Here is a 20,362-nt window from a genome sequence, read left to right as displayed (position 1 = left end):
AGCTGGTTATTGTATCAGCAACCAAACGATGAAGGTTGTACCTTTTCCTAAATGGTCTTGAGTCGTGCCGATCGCAGATTCTGAGCTTTGTGCCGTCCAGATAGATTGTGCAGGACTGAATACTTCAATTTCACCCTGCATTTGTTCAATCAGTTCTTTCGCGATCGCTAACCCTAAACCACTACCAGGAATTGTTGTTGTTGCTTGCACACCTCGATAATGCCGCTCAAACAGATGTTCCAAATCTTGAGGTGGAATTCCAGGACCAGTATCACTAATGGTAATTGCAAGACGTTGTGATGTTGGCGAAGAGGGCAGGGGAGGAAGAGAGGCAAGGGAGGAATCACTTTGAGGTATTTGTGCAAAGACACCAACGTAAATGTCAATCTCGCCACCTGCTGGTGTGTACTTCAAGGCGTTGTCGATCAGATTGCTCAGTACCTCTCGTAATCCCTTAGCATTGCCTTGCACTAAGGGTAGGTTAGGAGAAATTTCAGCTTGTAACTCCAGATTACGTTCTTGTGCGATCGCTTTTGCCGAGGCAATCAGCGGTTCTAAAACATCTGTTACTGAAAACCATTCCAGAACGATAGTTTTGCTTGGTAGTAGAGAATTGGGAGTTGGGGTAGTTCCTGGGTAGTCGCTTCTCGTTGGAAATCCAGACGCCTCAGCGCTGGCTGTAGAGGGAAGTGCTAGTGGTGCCAGTTCAGCTTCGTTCATGTCCAGGGTTGCCTCAAACTGTTGCAGCAACTCTTGCAAGCGATCGCTCTCCCGGACAATGCTAGATGCGGCATCGTGATTTTTATCCCCTGGTAGCAATCGCTTCACAAGCAGCTTGCCAAACGTCCCTAAAGCCGTCAGAGGGTTGCGAAATTGATGTAGGAGGTCATCTAAGCGATCGCGCAGTTGAGCTTGATACCGCCCTTGCTGGGTCAACTCCTGCTCAAACCAAGTACGACGCTGATCCATAATGTATGCGATCGTCAAAGTTCGAGCAATTCGTTCAACTGTTGTCTTCTCTCTCTCATTCCAGGGTCGATCTTCACGACTAGTCACGAGCAACCCCATTACAACACCTTCATGCATTAGGGGCAAAATAATTTGGCGCTGCTGTTGTAAGGAAAGTTCTTCCCACTCCGGTGAGGTTGAATCCACCACTTGGTGCTTATCAGATGCCTGAGGAAGCAAGCGTGGGGCAGCTTTCAATAACCGAGGAATAGTTTTAATCTTGCCTTGAAACTCAGGCAACACGAAGTCAGCCTCCTCGTCGTTCCACCTCGCTGTGGCTTCAGGATAAACCACAACAGGAATTAGCTTTGCATCAGATCCCTCTACCAGTTCTTCTGTCAAATACACAGCACCACTAGCTGCACCCAACCCTTGAGTTAACACTGCCACTTGTGATTGACATAGCGCGACAAATTCTGAACTGGCAGGAATGAACATGAGGTTAGGTTAACTGAATCTATGACAGCAGGCTTAATTAAAAACCAATGTTGCGGCTAGGTAGAAATTAAACATCAAGCTCTAAGGATAAACCAGAAGTCCGTAGCTCATACCCTACAAACTCAAGTCTTATAATGTTAATTTAAGCCTATCCAATCTTCGGGTCTTTTTCTATATTGTCGAACTTGTCAGCAAACTGACCACATTGGCTATAGTTAACAACTCGTTACACGGTATTACACTATGTTAAGAATAAACGAATTCCCCTTAACATATTTAGGTTCTACAAGCCTCTTTAAGCCCTCTTAACCATTGCTGCATAAGTGCTTAACGGTTTTGTATAGAAGTATGAAGAGAAGTTGATATTTTGAACTCAAGCAGATATACTTTCGACGGCTTTTGTAACTAACATTACAACTGTCAGCAGAAAGAGGAGGTAAAAGAGGTTGGCAAGAAGACGTAAGCGCAAAAGTCGCCGCCGCCAGGAAGGGCGTAAGATTCTGGAGCATGTGCCTCAGTATAATCTCGAAAGCGGTGAAGATAAACCGGTCACAGCAGCACGAAAGTTTATTCAAGTTAAAGGGATACTTCCACCCGCATTGCTGTTAGTGAAGCGAAACGAACATACTACAGACCGTTATTTCTGGGCAGAAAAAGGGCTATTTGGGGCCCAATATGTCGAAGAAAATCATTTTCTGTTTCCCAGTCTACGGATACTCGACTCCCCCGTAGAAAAAGCTGTAGTTGGAGCTCAAAGTCACTGATCCATTGCCGGTAAAATCTTTGTGACAGGCGCTTTTCTTTAACCCTACTCAAGCATAGGTTTGAGTAGGGTTAATCTTTTGCGGTTAGTGGCTAGTGGAAGATTCAGAAGAGGGTTTAAGGTTTAGAGCTTGTTGCAGTTCTCGTAGTTCATCCCGATGGGCAGTGACGGTAAGCAGACTTTGTGTGCCAGTGTCTGGAGTGGCTATAGCTTCTACTTGTAAGGACACTTGCTCACTTCGTCCGGCTTTTTTCCAATAAAAGACTCCAGCCGCAGGTGCTAGTAAAACTAACGCCAGAAAAACACTGGTAAGTTTTGGGTAGAGGAAAGAAAGAACGAGTGATAAACAAAGGATGCCTACGGCGGCGAGTGTAGTTAAAAAGATTGCCAGCAGCCAACTTGGCCGAACAAACCCTTGGAAGGTGACTTGATGAGTAGCGGCATCGACAGCAGCTACTTGGTAAGCTCTCTGATCAAAGTATTGCTGTAACCGAATCACAAGTGATTCTTCAGGTTCTTGGGCAATTAGCTTCACTTGTTGCGTTCGGTCTTTAACAGAAGCGCGGATGAAGAAGAACAAACCGACTGCTAACAACAGTGTTAGCAGGAATGTAGATGAAAGAATGACTGTATTCACGGATGTTTGTTTAGGACAGATAACATTTGCTACTACTTTACAATTTGTGAGTTGTTAGCTGTCAGTGAACAACGTCTTCTCTAATGCACCCTAAGTTCGCACAATTCTTCACAGAAGTGAACAGGTGCAAAAAATTAATTCAATAATTACAACCATTACCTAGTGGGCCCTCAAGGTAGAACGGACAAGTTCAAATAAGCTTAATCCTTCAATTTTCCGGGAAAGTCAACTACTCAAACCTAGATGGACAGCCCACTAGGGCTGGCAGTCTCTTAAAGAGAAAGTTTTCCAAACAAAAGGCATCACCCAACGCGGCTGAACCCGCGTTTTTCGATGGAGAGCTTACTGCCTCACTGACTAGCCTTTCTCTTCCTTAGCGGCAAAACGCCTTAGATCGCTTTGCGGTCTTCCCTCATGTAAGCTTGCCAAAAACTGGCAAGTTCCTGAGCTTGATCGCGCCACTCTGGAGAAATTTGATACATCCTGCGGGGACGTCCTCGTCCCTCTACTTTCTTCCAGTACCCTGAGATAGCTTCTGAATCTTCGAGAAACTTTAATGCACTATAGAGGACTGTATCTGAAAGCCTATGGCTTGGATAATCATGTTCTAGTTGTTGGATGAGCTGTGTTCCATAAGATTCTCCTCGCAAAAGCACACACAGAACGTAGCATACTGCTAATTCTTTGTTGAGATAGTTTGGGGGAGGGTCTTGAAAAAACTGATAAATATCCTCAAATTTCATCTGCATAGTCCGCTGAATTTCCCACCCAACCGGATTGGAATGGGAGAGTTTTCCTGAAACTAACGACGGCTTCAACACCCCTGAAAACTCACACACGCACGCGCATGTCTGTCAAAAACCAAGCATCCTCAGCCGGTTAAGCGCCCTTACACCCGATGGTGTGAAAGCGTTGAGGAGCGTGTGATTCACTCGTTGATTTGAAAAGTAAGATGCAACACAGCTGAATGACCACGATCAATTTTAGCGAAGTCGCTAAAAGCCCCATCCAATAGCACCTACGCTATCCTTCAGGTTGATCGGAATTGTAGACATTCCCATTTTCCTCCAGGATTTGCCTATTGTCGTCAAGCCGCAACTGTGACTTAAGGAATAATAATGAACTTTTTGTGCCTGAGTGCAAGCCAGAACGACTATAGGTAAGGTGTGAGAGCAAAAATTTCATGTCTTGGTGGGGTATCCCTTAGTCAAGCTTGCGGAGGATAAGACCATTGAGTTTGTGAGGACGTGAGAAGTCCACGCTAGGTTCAGAAGAACCTGCTTTTGCGATCTACATAGCTCATACAGTCAGTTCCGGGTTAGGATGCCAAATATTCTTGATAACTTTACCAATTTCATGGAAGTGTACTGGGTTAAGCCATCGACAAAATAACGAGGGGTTCCTACTTAGACTTTGCAACGGTTTGAATTTGTGCTTCAACACTGTGCTTAGCTTCGCGGGTGTTCTTTGGGCAATCACTCGGCTGTTGTTCAATAACCTAGAAGTCCTTGTTTTTAGATTGTCAGAAGAATTGTGTGTCCTCTTCAATTGGCTGCTAAGGCAATAGCAGGTATTGGGAGAATTGGACGTTGCTACCCTGAACCGACGTTCTCCTAGAAGACGACTACCCTGATTGAAAAGTTCTCGTGCTTTACGTTTTTTAGAGAAAATCGCGCCGCTTAGTTGAAAGACCCTGAGATGAGCAAGCTTAATTAAAATCTCCTCCTAGATAGATTAGCTTAAGAGAACTGGTCTTTGTCAGACTTTCTTTGTAGATTGCTGGGGAACCCTGCCCACATTCAGGCAGTTTTCACGAGAGAATGAGATTGAGATAGGTCACTCATCACTCCCTTGTGTTCCCTAATGCGAGAAAAGCCTGACGCTTCTTCAATCCCTCCAGCCCTCCAACGAGTTGCGATTACGCTTCGCACAATCGGCGGGATTTCCTTTTGGCTCCAGCTAGTTCTAGGGGTCATTTCAGGCGTAATTTTGATTTTTGCCAGTTTTAGCAGTAGTTTTGGTCGCCAAGCGAATCAAACGGCTAGCCAGGGGACTGGATTTGGCATTTTTTTCGCCCTGTGTGGGCTGGTGACGCTGGGTGTAGGCGCTTATTTTGCCTTCCGCTACACTCGCATTGCAAGAGAGCTAAGAGCTTCTAGTGCAGCGGGGCGACCCAGCAAAGCAAAAACCTTGGACACAATCAGGCTTGGACTGATTGTAAATATGGTGGGAATGCTACTGACTATTTTGGGAGCGTTTGCGACTATTGGCAGCATTCTCGCAAAGTCTTTTTCTCAGTTCCAAGGAGCTTTGACGGCAATTGACCCCGGTCGATTTGTTCAGCCAGCGGATTTGTTTGTTGTGCAGGCAAATACAAACACCATTGCAGCCCATTTTGTTGGAATTGCGGCTTCACTTTGGCTGTTCAATCGAGTGAACCGATGATTGCTTGGGATAACTAGTGAGTACATTCTATGAAACCCCCTGGAAGCAAAACCAAAGCTACTGTCTGGGTGGTAGAGAATGGTCAAATGCGATCGCGTTTTGATCAACTGGCAACGGAGGAACCATTAGAGATTCGTCTTGTCTCGCCAAAAAAGACAGTAGCGGTAACGATGCGGACACCAGGGACTGATTTTGAACTAGCAGCAGGTTTCCTCTATGGTGAGGGAGTGGTAAGCAACCGGGACGATATCCAGCGCATCAGTTATTGTGTAGATCCAGATGTTGATGGTGAGCAGCGCTACAACATTGTCAACATCGAACTGAGGGAAGGATTGAGTGTAGATTTGTCGCCTCTGGAGCGTCACTTTTTTACCACAAGCGCCTGTGGAGTTTGCGGAAAAGCAAGTCTTGAGACTCTGGGCTTGCGGGGATACCCAGCTATCTCAAAAGAACTAAAAGTGCCAGTTGAGGTGATTTACAGTCTGCCAGAGCAGTTGCGATCGGCTCAGCGGGTTTTCTCAGCTACTGGAGGATTACATGCAGCGGCGCTGTTTAATATTCGAGGAGAACTGCTGTCGGTGCGAGAAGATGTAGGGCGTCACAATGCACTAGATAAACTGGTGGGTTCCGCTTTACTGAGTGACCAACTGCCTCTAAATAATTACATCGTAATGGTCAGTGGACGTTCCAGCTTTGAGATTTTGCAAAAGTGTCTAGCGGCTGGAGTGCCAATTGTTTGTGCTGTTTCCGCTCCCAGTAGTTTAGCCGTCGCCATAGCGAAGGAGTTTGGCATTACCCTTGTGGGATTTTTGCGGGAAGAACGGTTCAATGTCTATTCAGGGAAAGAGCGTTTGGCGATCGCATCAACTTGATAGACAAATCAGTTGGTGTTCATTTGGATGAGACAGAAGCTTTTGGAGTACTACAAAGGCAGAAATTATTTTTCCTCTGTACTTTTCTCTTTCCCCTTTTCTTCAATTAAAAACCCCTATAAACGCATGATGTAGATTGGAAGTTCTCAATCTACATCATTGCTATATTTGACTATAAATTGTCAGGCTTTAGCAATCCAACTTGCTAAACTTGCTTGCTTTAGACGAAGGTAAAGTCTAAGCTCAGCACGAGGTCAGTCCGGTCTTCTACAACACCAATCAAATTATCTTGGTAGTAGATCGCTGTGTCATAAGCCGTGCCACCCGACCAGTCTACAGAAGTGCCAAGCGAATAGTCATCAATGCTGCCATAGACTTGGATCGTATCACCTTCTTCCCACTTGAAGTCGGTGATTGTAGCGTAGCCATCATTAAAGTAGTAGTCATTGTTTGTGTAGTGAGCACCGTAGTAATCACCTAGAACAAACGTATCTGCCCCTTTGCCACCGGTGAGGGTATCATACTCTGAACCGTCCCAGCCGCCGCCGTAGCCATCAAGGTAGTCGCTACCTCTGCCGCCATTAAGGGTATCCCAGCCTGTACCGCCATACAACTCATCGTTACCTCTGCCTCCTACTAAGCTGTCATCACCCGTCCAGCCGTTGAGGTAGTCATTGCCGTTCCCACCATTGAGGGTGTCCCAGCCAGTGTTGCCGTAGATTGTATCAGCACCACCATAACCATAAGCTGTTAGGTCTTCGTAACCCATGTAGTTGTAGTAGTCAGCGTAAGAGGTACCGTAGTAAGTTGCCATGATAGTTACTCCCAGATTTCAAGTAAACAATTGAAGTGTGTGCAGATTGCTTGTGCCTGTTGAAGGCTTAGTGGTTTGGTTGAAGCTGTAAATCTTTCAACCTCTATGTACTTGTCTGGGGTAACAACTAGAGTTATGCAATGTTTTACAAAAGTTTATGATAAGGTTGCAGATCGTCCTTGCTTGAACTGGGTAGATAGAGCAATAGGGAGAATCTCTAAGTGAAGTTCATGGGATGCAAAAACCTGATCGACAATTGGTAAACAGACAAGTTTGTTTTAAAGAAACCATTCGTGAACATATTGTTGAAAACTGTCCTTAGCCAGCCAAAACTCAGTTTCCTGATTGTCCCTCTGTTACGGCGTAAACCCTATCCGCTCTCTTAGTCGTGTAGGAGTATCAATCAGGCGACCCTTAACCTGAAGAAATTGGGAGTTGGTTCTCAATTGATACTTTTCAAAGGCAAAATCAGCAAAGTGTAAACCTGGAGGAGTGATTACGCCCTATGGATGAACTAGAAGAACGACTGCGTCAGTTAGTTAAAACAGCTTGTAGTCACCCACGTGGAACGGCAGCCCGTCAGAGAAACTTAACTCAGGTGATTCGGCTGATTACTAACAAGCTGTGGAGAGAACACACTCCCTATTACCAAGATGCCTTGCAGCAGACTTGGGTGTATTTTTGCCAGAATATCTGCGAAGGAAATACAGGTGAACCCTATGACCCTTCCCGTGGCAGTGTCATAACCTGGCTAAATTTTTACCTGAAGCGCCGACTGCAAGATTTTTATATAGATACTCAAAAACAGCAAGCTAAAACCCTTTCCGCTCAAGCAGGCAGACAGGGAGGAGGCGATGGAAATGAAACGATTGACCCAGTGGACAATCTGCCTGCTGAACCAGACGTTCCCCTGCTGCTTGAAGAGGTAAAGCAATGGGTTGAAGCTGATCCAGAAGGAGAACTGTGTCGTACCCACATTGCCAATCATCCAGAGGTGACCTGCCAAGTCCTAATCCTACGGCGCTTGCCCCCAGAAGAGAGTTGGAAAACTCTAGCTGAAGAATTTAATCTATCCATTTCAACGCTTAGCAGCTTTTATCAGCGTCAATGTCTACCCCGTCTGCGTAAATTTGGTGAATCGGAGGGATATCTATAGTAGAGAGTGCTTTTTAGGACGCTGCCACCGAGAGTACCTAAGGTTGAGCGGTAGATTCACCCTTGTAGAGTAAAAACAATACTATGACTTACCACACCAACAACATAGAAGATTTCGCATTACCACTGCCAATTACCCAAGCGGCACGCCATACAGCCGAACAGTTTGCCACACAGCAACCTACGCCTCAAAAAGCTGAGCAAGTTCGGTTAAATACATTAGCGACTTATGTTGTTAATGACTACTTGCAGATGATGGGGATTTCGACAGATTTATCAGTGAGTGATAGCTGGAATCCTGTTGTGCGGATGTGTGCGGATGTCGCTGACCTGGAAGTGACAGGATTGGGGCGCTTGGAATGCCGTCCAGTTAGAAGCCATCAGCAAACGTGTTACATTCCATCGGAAGTCCAGTCAGACCGGATTGGTTATGTCGTAGTCCAGATTGATGACGCTTCTTTTGAGGCAACGGTGTTGGGATTTACTCCCACAGTGGCTAGAGATGAGTTTGCCATTACTCAACTCGGTCCGATTGAAGATTTGTTCGATCACATTGAACACTTGACCCAACCTGTGCAAGCTATAGTAACAGCGACTCCAGCTTCTGATGTTGTGAGGAGTACAAGAGTCAACTTGAGCCAGTGGCTAACTAATGTTTTTGAAACGGGTTGGCAAACGATTGAAACCGTCTTGAACCCCGCCCAACCCGATCTTGCCTTTGGTTTTAGAAGTCCTGATAGCGCTCTTTTGGCTAACATTGAGCGTCCTAATGCTGGAATCAGACGTGCTAAGTTAATTGACTTAGGGATGCAATTAGCTGGTCATCCGGTTGCTCTGATTGTTGAGCTTCAACCTGAATCTGAACGCAGAAGCCATATTACTCTACAGGTGCATCCAGCCGGAAATCAAGTGTATCTGCCTCCACTACTGCAACTGATTGTGCTGGATGAGTCGGGATTAGTGTTTCTAGAAGCAATAGCCAGAAGTGCAGATAATTACATTCAATTACAATTCAGTGGTCTACCTAGAGAACAATTTAGTGTAAAGATTGCTCTTGGTGAGGCAAGTCTCATGGAAGATTTTATAGTTTGACTGAACTATGAATGCTCAATACCTACCCTCCCTTCTCGTTTTTAGGATATGTCTGAAGGGAAGCATTGGTGTGGAGTTGCATAACCTATGGATGGTTAGAACTATAAATTTATAGGATTTCACCACTCCATCATCTTGATTGTAAGTGCAACACCATTACGTTCATCTGGAGAGGCTGTCGTGGGTAAGTTAGTTGTCTTAATTGCTGGTGAAGGTAGCTTCGAGAATGGGTTTCCCGTAACATTGCGGGTTGGAGAGGAAGACAGACCCGCTTCTGTTGAAATTACAGGTCGGCTACCGCCTACTCTTGAAATTCCCCAATCTTATACGGGTTGGGCTGACACTTATCGAAGGTTAGGGTTGCGCTCACGGCTAGAAGCTTCAGTTGCCCAAGTAACGAATGTTTCCAAACTTGAGATTTGCTCGAATGCTGCCCAACTTTTACGCGATCGCTTTAATGCTTGGTTACACTCGGAGTCATTTCGCCCGATCCGAGAGAAATTACTAGAACAGTTAATGCCATCGGATGAAGTTCGGCTGATTATTCAAACGGAAAACATCTGGTTGCGGCGGCTTCCTTGGCATCTGTGGGATTTATGCGATCGCTACCCGAAGGCAGAGATTGCTCTTAGTGCGCCTATTTATGAATTTATAAAGCCAGTCGCTTCATCTCACACTAAAGTGAGAATCTTAGCGATTCTGGGTGACAGTACTGGCATTAATACTCAAGCTGATCGGCTTTTATTAGAACAATTGCCCGATGCAGAAATTAGTTTTCTTGTAGAACCGCAACGTCAGGAACTCACGGAAGAGTTGTGGAAGCAAAGCTGGGATATTCTCTTTTTCGCAGGGCATAGTTCCAGCCAACCGGATTGTGAAAAGGGTGAGATTTCTCTTAATCAAACTGATAGTTTAACAATTGACCAATTAAGGTTTGCCTTAAGAAAAGCCGTTGAGCGAGGTTTAAAGATTGCGATTTTTAACTCTTGTGATGGCTTAGGATTGGCACGGAATTTAGCAGATTTACAGATTCCGCAAATCATTGTCATGCGGGAGCCAGTGCCTGACCGAATTTGTCAAAAGTTTTTAAAGTATTTTTTAGCTGCCTATGCTCGTGGTGAATCTTTCTATTTGGCAGTGCGGGAAGCGAGAGAACAGTTGCAAGGCTTGGAAGATCAATTTCCTTGTGCTACCTGGTTACCGATAATTTGCCAGAATCCTGCCGTTTTACCCCCGACATGGGAACAATTGTGCAGTCCTTGGAGACCACCTACTCCACCAGATGAGCCGCCATTTGTTCCTGGATCGCCTGATAAGGACGGCTTCAGAATCAGACAGCGATCGCCTCGTAACGCTTTAAAAGGTAGACAAGGTTTTGTAAAAGTAGTTTTGATGAGCTTGGTCATCACGTCCCTAATCCTGATAGGGCGGCAGTTCGGTTTATTTCAAGCTATGGAGTTGCAAGCTTTTGACCAGTTGATGGTTAGTAGACCCACTGAAGAAGTAGATTCGCGACTCTTAGTAGTTACTGTTACAGAAGAAGATATTCAAGCACAAAAACAAGAACCGAGACGCGGTTCACTGTCTGATCGATCGCTTTCACGACTGTTGGAAAAACTGGAATCCTACGAGCCACGGGCAATTGGCTTAGATATCTACCATGACTTCCCTGTAGACCCCAAGTATCCAGATTTAGCTAAGCGTTTCAAACAAAGCGATCGCCTCATTACGGTCTGCAAAACTAGTAATCCGGAGAAGGATAACCCCGGAAAGGCACCTCCTCCAGATGTACAGACAGCCAATCTGGGCTTTACTGATTTTGTGCTTGACCCTAATGGTGTTCTCCGTCGTCATCTCTTGGCAATGGAACCATCTCCTGCATCAAGGTGTACTACCTCCTATGCCTTAAGCACGAAGCTCGCCTTCCGATACCTGGAAGCAGAGGGAATTTCACCCAAGTTTACTAGCGACGGGTATTTGCAGCTTGGTACTACAGTTTTTAAACGCTTGAGACCGAATGCTGGCGGTTACCACAACATTGATGTTGGTGGTCATCAAGTACTGCTAAATTATCGCTCTAGCCCTTCTGCTCTGGATGTTGCGGGGCGCGTTACTCTGACTCAAGTCCTCAATGGTCAGCTCAATCCTAATGCTGTCAAAGATCGGATTGTTCTTATCGGCGTTACTGCTCCGAGTGCCAAGGACTACTTCTTTACGCCCTACAGTACCGGACAGCGAGACTACCAGGATATGCCAGGGATTGTTGCTCACGCACAGATGGTTAGTCAGATTCTCAGCGCTGTTTTGGATCAACGACCACTATTGTGGGTTTGGTCGGAGTGGGGTGAAGCTCTATGGATTTTTGGATGGGCACTTACTGGTGGTCTATTTTCTTGGCGATCTCACTTCTTTTTACGTTGGGGGCTAGTGGGAGGAACTCTTTTCGTTTTATATGGTCTTTGCTTTGGTCTTTTAATTCAGGGGGGTTGGGTGCCGCTGGTTCCATCAGCGCTTGCCCTAGTGTCTACTAGTGTCAGCGTTGCCGCTTACAGCGCCTTTTTAGCTCAACGACAGCAATCTACATTTGCCCATTAAATATGATGTACATAAAATTTCCTCAGCCGCAGAAACTATTAGCGATCGCTTTAGGTCTAGTAGGAGTGTACGCTGATATGTCCTTATCAAGCCGGACTCCACAAGCGCAAGCCCAAGCCATATCAGAATCTTCAACAGCGACAGGCAGACAACTGTTAACCTCAAGCCTTTTGATGCCAGGTGAAGCGGCTACCTTATCACTCTCTAATCAGAGCAACAACCTTCTCGTACAACCGCACAGCCGCTACTTAGGGGTAGAAGTAGCTCAAGCCGGAGACCCAGGGTTGCCACCAGGTACAGATCGTCCTGGTCGAACCATTGGCGGAGGCAGCGATGCCCAAGACCCGACATTACCAGGTGGAGGTCGTCCTGGTCGAACCGTTGGCGGAGGAAGCAATGTTTTTCCAGCACCTAATGAAGTTGCACCCGGTAGTCGGACAGGAGAGGCAAGCCGTGCTCGTGGAGGATGTCCTCGTGTAACCACGCCTCTGACAGCCTTGATGCCTGTCACTAAGGGAACTTCCAGTGGTCAAAGCGCCAGCACAACCCCAACTACATCAGAATCCGTTTATGGTTTAACGGTTGCTGAGCGTCCTACCTTCTGGTTTTATGTTCCTTATCCGCTTACATCCTCTCGTCCTGTGGAGTTTGTGCTACAAGATGAGGATGGCAACGATATTTACCAAACCCAGTTCACTGAGTCGGGAACTGTGCCTGGTGTTGTTGGCTTGCAGCTTCCGCCCACTGTTGACCCACTAGAGGTTGGTAAACGGTATCGTTGGTACTTCCTGATTTACTGCAATCCAGAGGAACCAACCTTTGTTGAAGGCTGGGTAGAACGGGTTGCACTGAACCCAACACTCAAAACTCAATTAGACCAAGCAACTACACCTCAGCAAAAAGCAGATCTTTATGCACAAGCAGGCATTTGGTATGAGGCTGTGACGACTCTTGCCGAACTTCGTCGCCAGAAGCCGAACGATCAAGCGCTGAATGCTCAATGGCTGGAATTGTTGCAGTCTGTTGATTTAGAAGCGATCGCAACAGAGCCAGTGACATCGGTGCTTACCCCTGAATAATGGGGAAATACGGCGAAAAGCTACTGTAGCAGTTTTCAATTGGATAAGGTACAGTTCGGGCGCGTGAAACAAGAGATAGAGCAAGGAAAACAAAATAGCTGATACGCGACAAGCTGACGGCTTTCTGCTATGAAATTTATGACTTTTTCTTGAGACTTTTGCCCGTCAACCAAGTGGATAGCACCTGAGTTAGTTCCTGGTTTAGCGCCTGATACCCCTTCTCGTTGATATGCAAAGTATCACGAACGTAATTGCTTTGCACTTGACCATTCTGTGCTAGGAGTGAGTAAGCATCCAGAATAAAGACATTGCTTGCTTTTAGCGAATACAGGTAAGCGTTTACTTCCATTACTGCTTGAGCAATATCTGCTGACCAAAACGGTTGGCGGGTTAGGGGAACCGGACCAATAGGAAAAATGGTTGTCAAAATAACAGTTGCCCCACTATTTATCGAACGTTCGACAATCTGCTGAATATTCGCTTTGCAGTTGGTGATAATGGCAGCTTTTCGCTCAGGAAATAGCGCGATCGTTTTCAAGTCGTTAATCCCAACTTGCACAACGATAATATTGGGACGCAGTGGCACAACATGCTTGTCAAAACGTCCCAATACCTGGGCTGAAGTCTGAGTGTTGATGCCTCGATTAACAAAAGAAAAACCTTTGAGCTTTGCTGGAGTAGACCACATTTCAGCCCGCGAATCGCCAAGGAATACCACGGTTGCTGTGGAGGTAGCAGGAACACCCTGTGGTAGGGAGTCAGCACTATAGGTGCTTAGCCCCAAGGGATCTAGATTGGTTTGGTTGAGTTGCAGATAATAGCGTTTCGCTTGGTGGAACAGGAGCGCGTTGAGACAGAGCGATACCAGCAAAGCGACGAGACATGATAATAGGGTCAGACGAAATAAACGCTTTTGTTTGTGCATTTCGGGGCGGGTAGATTATGAACTCGCTTGTATGCGATCGCTTACTCCTCTTCCAGCTTTACACTATGAACGAATAGTACAAATTAGTTTGGCAGAAGGATGCTTGACTTAGCCAAAATCCAATTGATTGCCCAATCCTATTCTCCTCAAGAACTTTTTGCTGTGCTGGTTTGGCAGCGTCAGTTCAATGAGTTTGATGGCGAGGAAGGGAAGTGATTAAGCTAATAGAAGAAGATAGTTGGTATCTGGCAAGAACTAGGGGCAGCCATCGTCAGTTCAAACATCCAACTAAGTCCGGTTTAGTCACAATTGCAGGTAAACCCTCTGATGATCTAGCACCTGGCACGTTAAACAGCATTTTCAAGCAAGCTCAACTCAAGGAACAAAGGAAAGCAGGAGAAGAAGAGTAATGCGCTATGCGATTGTGATTGAAAAGCTAAAGAGCAACTATTCAGCTTATGTTCCAGATTTGCCCGGATGCGTGGCGACAGGTGCAACGATTGAGGAGATAGAACAACAGATAAAAGAAGCGATCGCTCTTTCCTAGTAGAGTTTAATTTGGAAAAGGCGATCACCTTCGTTTCATTTTAGATTCACAGATTGCTGCTCTTGTCAAATGAAGTAGCTTCAAACGTCATCTGTGAGTGATTTCAAAGATCTGGCAGCGTGAGGCGATCACTGAGCGCCAAGCAAGCAACTGCAAAGAAATTTAGTAGTAAGTCATCAATTCTGATGCCGAATCAGCAATGTTTCAACTAACCTTTGAGCCGTTTTTAACCGTTCAGGATCATTGGACTGCGCTACCCATGCTGCTAACTCATTAAGCGAACCATTCACCAAATGAGCAAAGCCCTCCGCATTGATCGTGTTCAGTTTTCCCTCATTGACAGCTATCTGGATTGCCTCATGAAGCAATCCAAACCCATACTGGTCAAACTCGACCAAGGTATCTGCTGCCAAAACGGCTGGGGCTTCAATAAACACCAACCGCCGCAGTTCCTCTTGCTGTGCAATTTCTAAAAACGCCTGACAGCCGATAACTAACTGTTCCCAAGGATCGTCTAGCGGCTGCACCTTGGCGCTGATGTAATCCGTCATCTCGTCATAGGCTTCGGCAACCACAGCCCTAAAAACTCCCAGCTTATCGTTGAATTGGTGATACAACGCCCCGCGAGTAATCTCCAGTTCGCTGATAATTTCCTCGGTGCCGGTCGCCATATACCCTTTTGTTGCAAATAAATGACGTGCCCGATCGAGAATGGCACGGCGGGTGCGTAGGGTTTGTTCAGCCTTGGTCAGTTTGGCGGACATGGCAGCTTGCTTGGATTTGACATTCATACAGTATGTATCTTGACAAGAAAGGAAAAATCTCCTTATCTTAGATGCATACAGATTGTATCTTTTATGAGGGTTCTCCTCAAGGAGACTGTGATGCAAGCCGCACTGAGTACCCGCAAAGCAACGATCGCAGATATTCCGTTTCTCGCCAGAATTGAGTATGAAGCCTCTCTGCCGCCGCTGAATCACTGCTTTTGGGAGGATATTCTCCAAGGCACTCAGACAGGCGCATTGCAATTTATTGAGGCAATGCTCAGGGCAGATGCTTCTAATTGGGGTAATGTGACTGATTTTTTGATTTTAGAAGAGCAGAGAAAGCCAGTGGCAGCGGCAGCAGGCTATACACCAAACCCAGAAGATTACTGCCCACTGCGTCTATCTTGTCTAGGCAGGATCGCACAAAATTTGAACTGGTCTAAAGAAATCGCAACAGCCTTTCGCGATCGCTATGTGCAATTTTGGGGTGGCGATTGCCGACCGTTTTTTCTCACACCCCAAGCGCCTTGGATTATTGAAACTGTTGCCGTATTGCCAGAGGCACGAGGTCGAGGCTTAGGAAAAGTGTTACTCAAAGCATTGCTAGAGGAAGGGCGATCGCAACAGCATTCTCACGCAGGAATTATGGTCATCAACGGGAACGATATTGCTCGCCATACCTATGAATCCATCGGGTTTAAGCCCTACCAAACCTTTCACGCTGAATACTTCATTGAGCAGTTTAATCTAGAATTTCCAGGGATTACCAAGTTCGGTTTTCGTTTCAACTAAACAGGAGAACGTATATGTCATTTAAGACGATTCTTGTGGCTGGTGCGAGTCGTGGTATTGGGCTTGCCGTTGCTGAACATCTGGTATCCCAGTCTGATCGCTTGCTCGCGGTTTCTCGCACGGCTGCACCGATCGATGAGTGGATTCAGGCAGATTTGTCTGAGCTAACGGGTGTGGAAACGGTAGCAAAAGCAGTCGGGGACGATCGCTTAGATGCATTGTTATACATGGGAGGAACTTGGGAAACCCATGCGTTTACTAACCTGCATTCTCTCATTGTCGCGAGCCATTTGTGTTAAGGAGATTGATGTACCCGCAATGCTAGGTGAGGGAGCTTAATGCGTTTTGCTTCCTGGCGGCGGTGGTTATTTATTGTGATTATTCAACCAGAATCGGTAGAAGAGTTATGACTACGCTAAATATTTCCCTTCCTGAAACACTTCAATCGTTTGTCGAGCAACAAGTCGCTAAGGGAGGTTACAGCAATGCTTCGGAATACATCCTGCACCTGATTCTTCAAGAACAAGCTAAAACTGCACGAGTTGAGGCATTATTACTGGAAGGTTTGGATAGTGGCGAACCGATAGAAGTGATAGATGATTGGTGGGAGCAAAAACGCACTCAGTTGATGCAAGGACTTCAGCCGACACAGGAATGACCAAACGCATTGTCATCACGCCACGGGCAAGCCAAGATATAGACGAGCACTTTGCTTACATTGCCCAGAACAACTCGGATGCAGCACTGCGATTTTTTGACGCAGTACGTCAGACATGTGCTAAGTTAGCCCAAATGTCAGGGATGGGTCGTTAACTAATCCCCGTTTAGAAGGTTTGCGGAAGTGGTCAGTTAAGGGATTTGAGAAGCATCTGATTTTTTATTTATCTTTTGATGACTACATTGAAATCGTGCGGATTCTCCACGCAGCACGGGATATTGAAGCGATTTTAGAACCACAGGAAGGCGAATAAATACGACTGGTGGTGCGATCGGCGCTTTGCAGCAGCGCTTCGCTATCGCACCTTGTTTAATCGAGTGTTGTCTAACAACTATGTTCGCCACCTTGCTATCAAAATTCAACCTCTTCTCGCTCATTCCCCGTAGAACTCGTAGTATCCGAATTTTTAGCTGCCCAACATATTGCTTCAATATGTCTTGCTAACATCCCTACAGTTGGTGCCTCAAACAAGATGCGTACAGGCAACTCTACTTTAAAGCGATCGCGTATGCGGGAAGTTAGCTGAGTCGCGAGTAGAGAATGCCCCCCCAATTCAAAGAAATTGTCGTGAACACCCACCTGCTGTTTTCCCAAAATCTTAGCCCAAATCTCTGCTAACTCCTCCTCGACAGTCGTCCGAGGAGCCACATAATCTTCTTTCGGATCAAGACTGAGAGTATCTACGGCAGGTAGGACACGGCGATCTACTTTGCCATTCGGTGTCAGTGGTAAGGATTCCAAAATCATATAGATAGAAGGCACCATATAATTTGGCAACTTCTCTTTCGAGAATTGGCGCAACTCAGAGCTTGTTGGGGCTTGCCCCTTGTTTGGGACAATATAAGCTATTAAGTGCTTATCCGCAGGTATGTCCTCCTGAACAATCACCACTGCCTCTGCCACTGCTGGATGTTGACTTAGCACCGCTTCAATCTCTGCCAACTCGATTCGGAAACCGCGAATCTTGACTTGATTGTCGCTACGACCTAAAAACTCTATATTGCCGTCTGAGCGATATCGGGCTAAATCACCCGTTTTATAAAGGCGTGTTCCTGGCTGCTGGCTAAAAGGATTAGGAATGAATGCAAGAGACGTCAACTCAGGACGGTTGAGGTAGCCTTGTGCGAGTCCATCACCACCGATGTACAACTCGCCCAGAACACCAATCGGTACAGGCTGTAGCTGCTCATCCAGTAGATAAATTTGTGTGTTCGTAATTGGGCGACCAATGGGAATAGAGGTTGCTTCTTCTGGTACGTCCTGCACCCAGTAATAAGATGAAAATGTTGTCCCCTCTGTTGGTCCATAAACATTAAGCAACTGCTGCGGCGCTCCCTGTTTGAGAACCTTTCTCACCCACCGAGGATCGACCGCTTCACCTCCAAATAGCAAGCAACGCAAGGTAGCAAAAGCATCCGGAATAGCCCTGACAATCTGTTGGAACAAGGCAGTGGTTAGAAACAGGACGCTGATACCTTTTTGACGGAGTTGTTGGGCAAAGTCTTGAGGAGAAAGCGTTATATCCCTGCTAATCCCAACAAGTTGAGCGCCGTGAAGTAATGCGCCCCAAATCTCAAACGTTGCTGCATCGAAGGACGTGTTCGAGGCTTGGGCAATTTTATCGTTCGGATCTAACGTTATGTAGTTTGTGTTGAATAGTAGGCGATTGACAGCTTTGTGAGGAACAGCAACTCCCTTGGGCTTTCCTGTAGAACCAGAGGTGTAGATGACATAAGCTAAGTTATCGCTTGTCACGCTGCTGGTAAGGTTTTCTGAACTTTCTTGGGTAATAGTATTCCAATCAGTGTCTAGGCAAATTACTCTGGGATTTGGGGAATCTTGGTAAGTACAGGTGACAACATCCGGTAATTGTTCGACCAACTTCTCTTGTGCTTGTGTCAGCAACACGGATATCTGAGAATCTTCAATCATGAACCGCAGGCGCTCCTGCGGATAATTGGGGTCTAAGGGTAGGTACGCTCCTCCCGCTTTGAGGATGCTTAAGCAGCCTACGATCATCTCTACAGAACGTTCCATGCAGATGCCGACTAGGGCTTCCGAACCTACTCCCAATTTCTGTAAGTGGTGCGCTAGTTTGTTGCTGTAGCTATTCAGTTCACGGTAAGTGAGTTGCTTGTCTTCAAAGATGACTGCTGTTGCATCAGGTGTTTTCTCTACTTGCGCTTCAAACAACTGATGGATGCACTGGTTTTGAGGATAATCTGCAAAGGTATCATTCCATGACACGGTGAGTTGATGATACTCAGCGACGCTCAGGAGTGGTAAGTCTGCAATCTTCGTTTGTGGATTGGCAACAATGCCCTCCAGCAGGGTTTTAAAATGTCCCAGCATCCGGCTAATGGTGGCTTCATCGAATAAATCAGTGTTATACACCACCACGCCTCTAATTCCCTCGGAGTGTTCCCACCGCTCTCCCCATAAGCTTCTAAAACCTTCAGAAGCTTTCCAGAGGTTGAACTCCAAATCAAAGCGCGTTGTTTTAAAGTCAATCGTTAGAGGATTGAGTGTTAACCCTGGCAGTTCTAGTGCCTCCGTTGGTGCATTTTGTAAGGCAAACACTACTTGAAACAGGGGATGGCGGCTCAAGGAGCGTTCGGGTTGCAATTCCTCCACGAGCTTCTCAAAGGGCAAATCTTGATGAGCATAGGCTCCTAGTGTTACCTCCCGTACTCTGCCTAGCAGTTCCTGGAATGTTGGAGCGCCAGATAAGTCTGTGCGTAGCACTAGACTATTGACAAAAAAACCGATTAACCCTTCAATCTCACTTCGATTGCGGTTAGCAATAGGTGACCCTACAGCAATGTCCTCTTGCTGTGTATAGCGGTATAGCAAGATCTGGAATGCTGCCAGCAGGGTCATAAATAATGTCACCCCTTCCTGCTGTGAAAGCTTTTCTAGTGCTTCACTCAAGCTTGGCGGTAGCTCTAGTAATTTAGTCGCTCCTCGGTAACTGTGTAAGGCAGCTTTCGGGCGATCGCAAGGTAGATTCAGTATGGGAACACCGTCTAACTGCTGCTGCCAGTAAGATAGTTGGGTTTCCAATTCCCCTTGCAACCACTCGCGCTGCCAGTGGGCAAAATCAGCATACTGGAGGGGGAGTTCCGGTAGAGGAGAAGGCACTTCAAGAACAAAGGCTGTGTAGATAGCGCTTAGTTCACGCATCAACACTCCAGTAGACCAATCATCAGAGACTATGTGGTGCAGATTTAGCAGCAATATGTGTTCTGTCTCATCTAGCTTCAGGAGCATTAATCGTAGCAAGGGTCCAACAGCTAGATCGAAAGGACGTTGAGACTCCTCGGCAACTAAGCGTTTGGCTTGATGTTCCCGTTCCTCTGCTGGTAACTCTCGCAGATCTATTAGTGAGAGATTTATGCTTGATGTGGGTACGTCGATGTCCGCAGGAATCGCCTGAACAAGTTGCCCCTCCACTATCCCGAATCGAGTGCGTAATACTTCATGGCGACGCACAATTTCGTTGAAGGTCTGCTCTAAGGCGGTATAGTTAAGCGAACCTGTCAAGCGAAGTGCTGTCGGCACATTATAGAAGGTATTACCGGGTACTAATTGGTCAATGAACCAGAGTCTCGCTTGAGCAAATGAGGCAGGAAAGATAAAGACTTCTTCCTCAGGAATATTAAGTCTCGGTTGAGCATTTGTCAGGGAATCGTCAGAAAGCATGAATTTAAATGCA

The 20,362-nt window shown here is 46.2% G+C and carries 21 protein-coding genes; 14 read left to right on the top strand and 7 right to left on the bottom strand.

The genetic code is table 11. The annotated features are described in order from the left end of the window. Positions 1 to 6 precede the first annotated feature (6 nt). The gene (locus H6F98_RS26835) at positions 7 to 1,446 is read right to left on the bottom strand and encodes a GAF domain-containing sensor histidine kinase (protein ID WP_192221754.1); all 1,440 of its coding nucleotides are present in this window, start codon (positions 1,444 to 1,446) and stop codon (positions 7 to 9) included. 446 nt (positions 1,447 to 1,892) lie between these two features. Between H6F98_RS26835 and H6F98_RS26830 the strand changes: the two genes are divergently transcribed. Then, entirely contained in the window at positions 1,893 to 2,210 is a 318-nt protein-coding gene (locus H6F98_RS26830; protein ID WP_192221753.1) for a DUF3155 domain-containing protein, read from the top strand. Positions 2,211 to 2,294: 84 nt separating this feature from the next. On the opposite strand, the gene H6F98_RS26825 is transcribed toward H6F98_RS26830, so the two are convergent. After that, complete coding sequence (locus H6F98_RS26825; RefSeq protein WP_192221752.1) at positions 2,295 to 2,846, bottom strand: cofactor assembly of complex C subunit B; 552 nt, start codon at positions 2,844 to 2,846, stop codon at positions 2,295 to 2,297. 389 nt (positions 2,847 to 3,235) lie between these two features. Further along, on the bottom strand, positions 3,236 to 3,589 hold the full coding sequence (locus H6F98_RS26820) for a PadR family transcriptional regulator (RefSeq protein ID WP_192221808.1): 354 nt from the start codon (positions 3,587 to 3,589) through the stop codon (positions 3,236 to 3,238). Positions 3,590 to 4,709: 1,120 nt separating this feature from the next. Here H6F98_RS26820 and H6F98_RS26815 point away from each other — a divergent pair. Then, the gene (locus H6F98_RS26815; protein WP_192221751.1) at positions 4,710 to 5,291 is read left to right on the top strand and encodes a DUF3611 family protein; all 582 of its coding nucleotides are present in this window, start codon (positions 4,710 to 4,712) and stop codon (positions 5,289 to 5,291) included. A gap of 29 nt (positions 5,292 to 5,320) precedes the next feature. Further along, positions 5,321 to 6,163, top strand: a complete 843-nt coding sequence (gene fdhD / locus H6F98_RS26810) for a formate dehydrogenase accessory sulfurtransferase FdhD (protein ID WP_192221750.1) — start codon at positions 5,321 to 5,323, stop codon at positions 6,161 to 6,163. Positions 6,164 to 6,383: 220 nt separating this feature from the next. Here the strand turns inward: fdhD and H6F98_RS26805 are convergent, their stop codons facing one another. Beyond that, positions 6,384 to 6,977, bottom strand: a complete 594-nt coding sequence (locus H6F98_RS26805) for a calcium-binding protein (protein WP_192221749.1) — start codon at positions 6,975 to 6,977, stop codon at positions 6,384 to 6,386. Between the two features lie 505 nt (positions 6,978 to 7,482). Here H6F98_RS26805 and H6F98_RS26800 point away from each other — a divergent pair. The 4 genes from H6F98_RS26800 to H6F98_RS26785 all read left to right on the top strand — a co-directional run bounded on the left by H6F98_RS26800 (position 7,483) and on the right by H6F98_RS26785 (position 12,898). Continuing rightward, positions 7,483 to 8,133, top strand: coding sequence for a sigma-70 family RNA polymerase sigma factor (locus tag H6F98_RS26800; RefSeq protein WP_192221748.1), 651 nt, complete (start codon positions 7,483 to 7,485; stop codon positions 8,131 to 8,133). Positions 8,134 to 8,216: 83 nt separating this feature from the next. Then, on the top strand, positions 8,217 to 9,224 hold the full coding sequence (locus H6F98_RS26795; protein ID WP_192221747.1) for a DUF1822 family protein: 1,008 nt from the start codon (positions 8,217 to 8,219) through the stop codon (positions 9,222 to 9,224). Between the two features lie 135 nt (positions 9,225 to 9,359). Further along, positions 9,360 to 11,819: a CHASE2 domain-containing protein gene (locus H6F98_RS26790; RefSeq protein ID WP_199348916.1), complete on the top strand. Its 2,460-nt coding sequence runs from the start codon at positions 9,360 to 9,362 to the stop codon at positions 11,817 to 11,819. Positions 11,820 to 11,821: 2 nt separating this feature from the next. Then, positions 11,822 to 12,898, top strand: a complete 1,077-nt coding sequence (locus tag H6F98_RS26785) for a DUF928 domain-containing protein (protein ID WP_192221746.1) — start codon at positions 11,822 to 11,824, stop codon at positions 12,896 to 12,898. Positions 12,899 to 13,034: 136 nt separating this feature from the next. Here H6F98_RS26785 and H6F98_RS26780 read toward each other — a convergent pair whose 3' ends face one another. After that, a complete protein-coding gene (locus tag H6F98_RS26780) occupies positions 13,035 to 13,769 on the bottom strand; it encodes a GDSL-type esterase/lipase family protein (protein WP_242058706.1) in 735 nt (244 codons plus the stop codon). A gap of 266 nt (positions 13,770 to 14,035) precedes the next feature. Between H6F98_RS26780 and H6F98_RS26775 the strand changes: the two genes are divergently transcribed. Both H6F98_RS26775 and H6F98_RS26770 read left to right on the top strand, forming a co-directional pair. Next, positions 14,036 to 14,233, top strand: coding sequence for a type II toxin-antitoxin system HicA family toxin (locus H6F98_RS26775; protein ID WP_192221744.1), 198 nt, complete (start codon positions 14,036 to 14,038; stop codon positions 14,231 to 14,233). After that, positions 14,233 to 14,370, top strand: coding sequence for a type II toxin-antitoxin system HicB family antitoxin (locus H6F98_RS26770; RefSeq protein ID WP_192221743.1), 138 nt, complete (start codon positions 14,233 to 14,235; stop codon positions 14,368 to 14,370). The genes H6F98_RS26775 and H6F98_RS26770 overlap by 1 nt, the downstream gene beginning before the upstream one ends. 176 nt (positions 14,371 to 14,546) lie before the next feature. On the opposite strand, the gene H6F98_RS26765 is transcribed toward H6F98_RS26770, so the two are convergent. Next, positions 14,547 to 15,161, bottom strand: a complete 615-nt coding sequence (locus tag H6F98_RS26765) for a TetR/AcrR family transcriptional regulator (RefSeq protein ID WP_199348914.1) — start codon at positions 15,159 to 15,161, stop codon at positions 14,547 to 14,549. 93 nt (positions 15,162 to 15,254) lie between these two features. Between H6F98_RS26765 and H6F98_RS26760 the strand changes: the two genes are divergently transcribed. The 5 genes from H6F98_RS26760 (at position 15,255) to H6F98_RS32940 (ending at position 16,900) form a co-directional block, all read left to right on the top strand. Next, positions 15,255 to 15,929 carry an N-acetyltransferase gene (locus tag H6F98_RS26760; protein WP_192221742.1) on the top strand — a complete coding sequence of 225 codons (675 nt, stop codon included), beginning with the start codon at positions 15,255 to 15,257 and terminating at the stop codon, positions 15,927 to 15,929. Between the two features lie 14 nt (positions 15,930 to 15,943). Beyond that, positions 15,944 to 16,228 (top strand): SDR family NAD(P)-dependent oxidoreductase, encoded by a 285-nt coding sequence (locus H6F98_RS26755; RefSeq protein WP_242058705.1) that lies wholly within the window; start codon positions 15,944 to 15,946, stop codon positions 16,226 to 16,228. Positions 16,229 to 16,335: 107 nt separating this feature from the next. Beyond that, positions 16,336 to 16,587, top strand: coding sequence for a type II toxin-antitoxin system ParD family antitoxin (locus H6F98_RS26750; protein ID WP_192221741.1), 252 nt, complete (start codon positions 16,336 to 16,338; stop codon positions 16,585 to 16,587). Beyond that, positions 16,584 to 16,742 carry a type II toxin-antitoxin system RelE/ParE family toxin gene (locus tag H6F98_RS32945; RefSeq protein ID WP_199348912.1) on the top strand — a complete coding sequence of 53 codons (159 nt, stop codon included), beginning with the start codon at positions 16,584 to 16,586 and terminating at the stop codon, positions 16,740 to 16,742. Before H6F98_RS26750 ends, H6F98_RS32945 begins: the two co-directional genes overlap by 4 nt. Positions 16,743 to 16,762: 20 nt before the next feature. Further along, positions 16,763 to 16,900 (top strand): type II toxin-antitoxin system RelE/ParE family toxin, encoded by a 138-nt coding sequence (locus H6F98_RS32940; protein ID WP_199348910.1) that lies wholly within the window; start codon positions 16,763 to 16,765, stop codon positions 16,898 to 16,900. Between the two features lie 98 nt (positions 16,901 to 16,998). On the opposite strand, the gene H6F98_RS26740 is transcribed toward H6F98_RS32940, so the two are convergent. Continuing rightward, a complete protein-coding gene (locus H6F98_RS26740; protein ID WP_192221740.1) occupies positions 16,999 to 20,349 on the bottom strand; it encodes a non-ribosomal peptide synthetase in 3,351 nt (1,116 codons plus the stop codon). Positions 20,350 to 20,362: the final 13 nt, after the last annotated feature.

Source organism: Microcoleus sp. FACHB-SPT15 (genome assembly GCF_014849525.1).
Taxonomy (GTDB): Bacteria; Cyanobacteriota; Cyanobacteriia; order Cyanobacteriales; family Coleofasciculaceae; genus Symplocastrum; species Symplocastrum torsivum.
The sequence above is the reverse complement of the archived record's forward strand: the minus strand, read 5'-3'. Positions and strand labels throughout refer to the sequence as shown.

Coding starts and splice junctions, on each gene's coding strand:
- H6F98_RS26805 (WP_192221749.1), bottom strand. CDS start 6,977: ATGGCAACTTACTACGGTACCTCTTACGCTGACTACTACAACTACATG.
- H6F98_RS26785 (WP_192221746.1), top strand. CDS start 11,822: ATGATGTACATAAAATTTCCTCAGCCGCAGAAACTATTAGCGATCGCT.
- H6F98_RS26800 (WP_192221748.1), top strand. CDS start 7,483: ATGGATGAACTAGAAGAACGACTGCGTCAGTTAGTTAAAACAGCTTGT.
- H6F98_RS26835 (WP_192221754.1), bottom strand. CDS start 1,446: ATGTTCATTCCTGCCAGTTCAGAATTTGTCGCGCTATGTCAATCACAA.
- H6F98_RS26750 (WP_192221741.1), top strand. CDS start 16,336: ATGACTACGCTAAATATTTCCCTTCCTGAAACACTTCAATCGTTTGTC.
- fdhD (WP_192221750.1), top strand. CDS start 5,321: ATGAAACCCCCTGGAAGCAAAACCAAAGCTACTGTCTGGGTGGTAGAG.
- H6F98_RS26815 (WP_192221751.1), top strand. CDS start 4,710: ATGCGAGAAAAGCCTGACGCTTCTTCAATCCCTCCAGCCCTCCAACGA.
- H6F98_RS26820 (WP_192221808.1), bottom strand. CDS start 3,589: ATGAAATTTGAGGATATTTATCAGTTTTTTCAAGACCCTCCCCCAAAC.
- H6F98_RS26770 (WP_192221743.1), top strand. CDS start 14,233: ATGCGCTATGCGATTGTGATTGAAAAGCTAAAGAGCAACTATTCAGCT.
- H6F98_RS26760 (WP_192221742.1), top strand. CDS start 15,255: ATGCAAGCCGCACTGAGTACCCGCAAAGCAACGATCGCAGATATTCCG.
- H6F98_RS26755 (WP_242058705.1), top strand. CDS start 15,944: ATGTCATTTAAGACGATTCTTGTGGCTGGTGCGAGTCGTGGTATTGGG.
- H6F98_RS32945 (WP_199348912.1), top strand. CDS start 16,584: ATGACCAAACGCATTGTCATCACGCCACGGGCAAGCCAAGATATAGAC.
- H6F98_RS26740 (WP_192221740.1), bottom strand. CDS start 20,349: ATGCTTTCTGACGATTCCCTGACAAATGCTCAACCGAGACTTAATATT.
- H6F98_RS26765 (WP_199348914.1), bottom strand. CDS start 15,161: ATGAATGTCAAATCCAAGCAAGCTGCCATGTCCGCCAAACTGACCAAG.
- H6F98_RS26795 (WP_192221747.1), top strand. CDS start 8,217: ATGACTTACCACACCAACAACATAGAAGATTTCGCATTACCACTGCCA.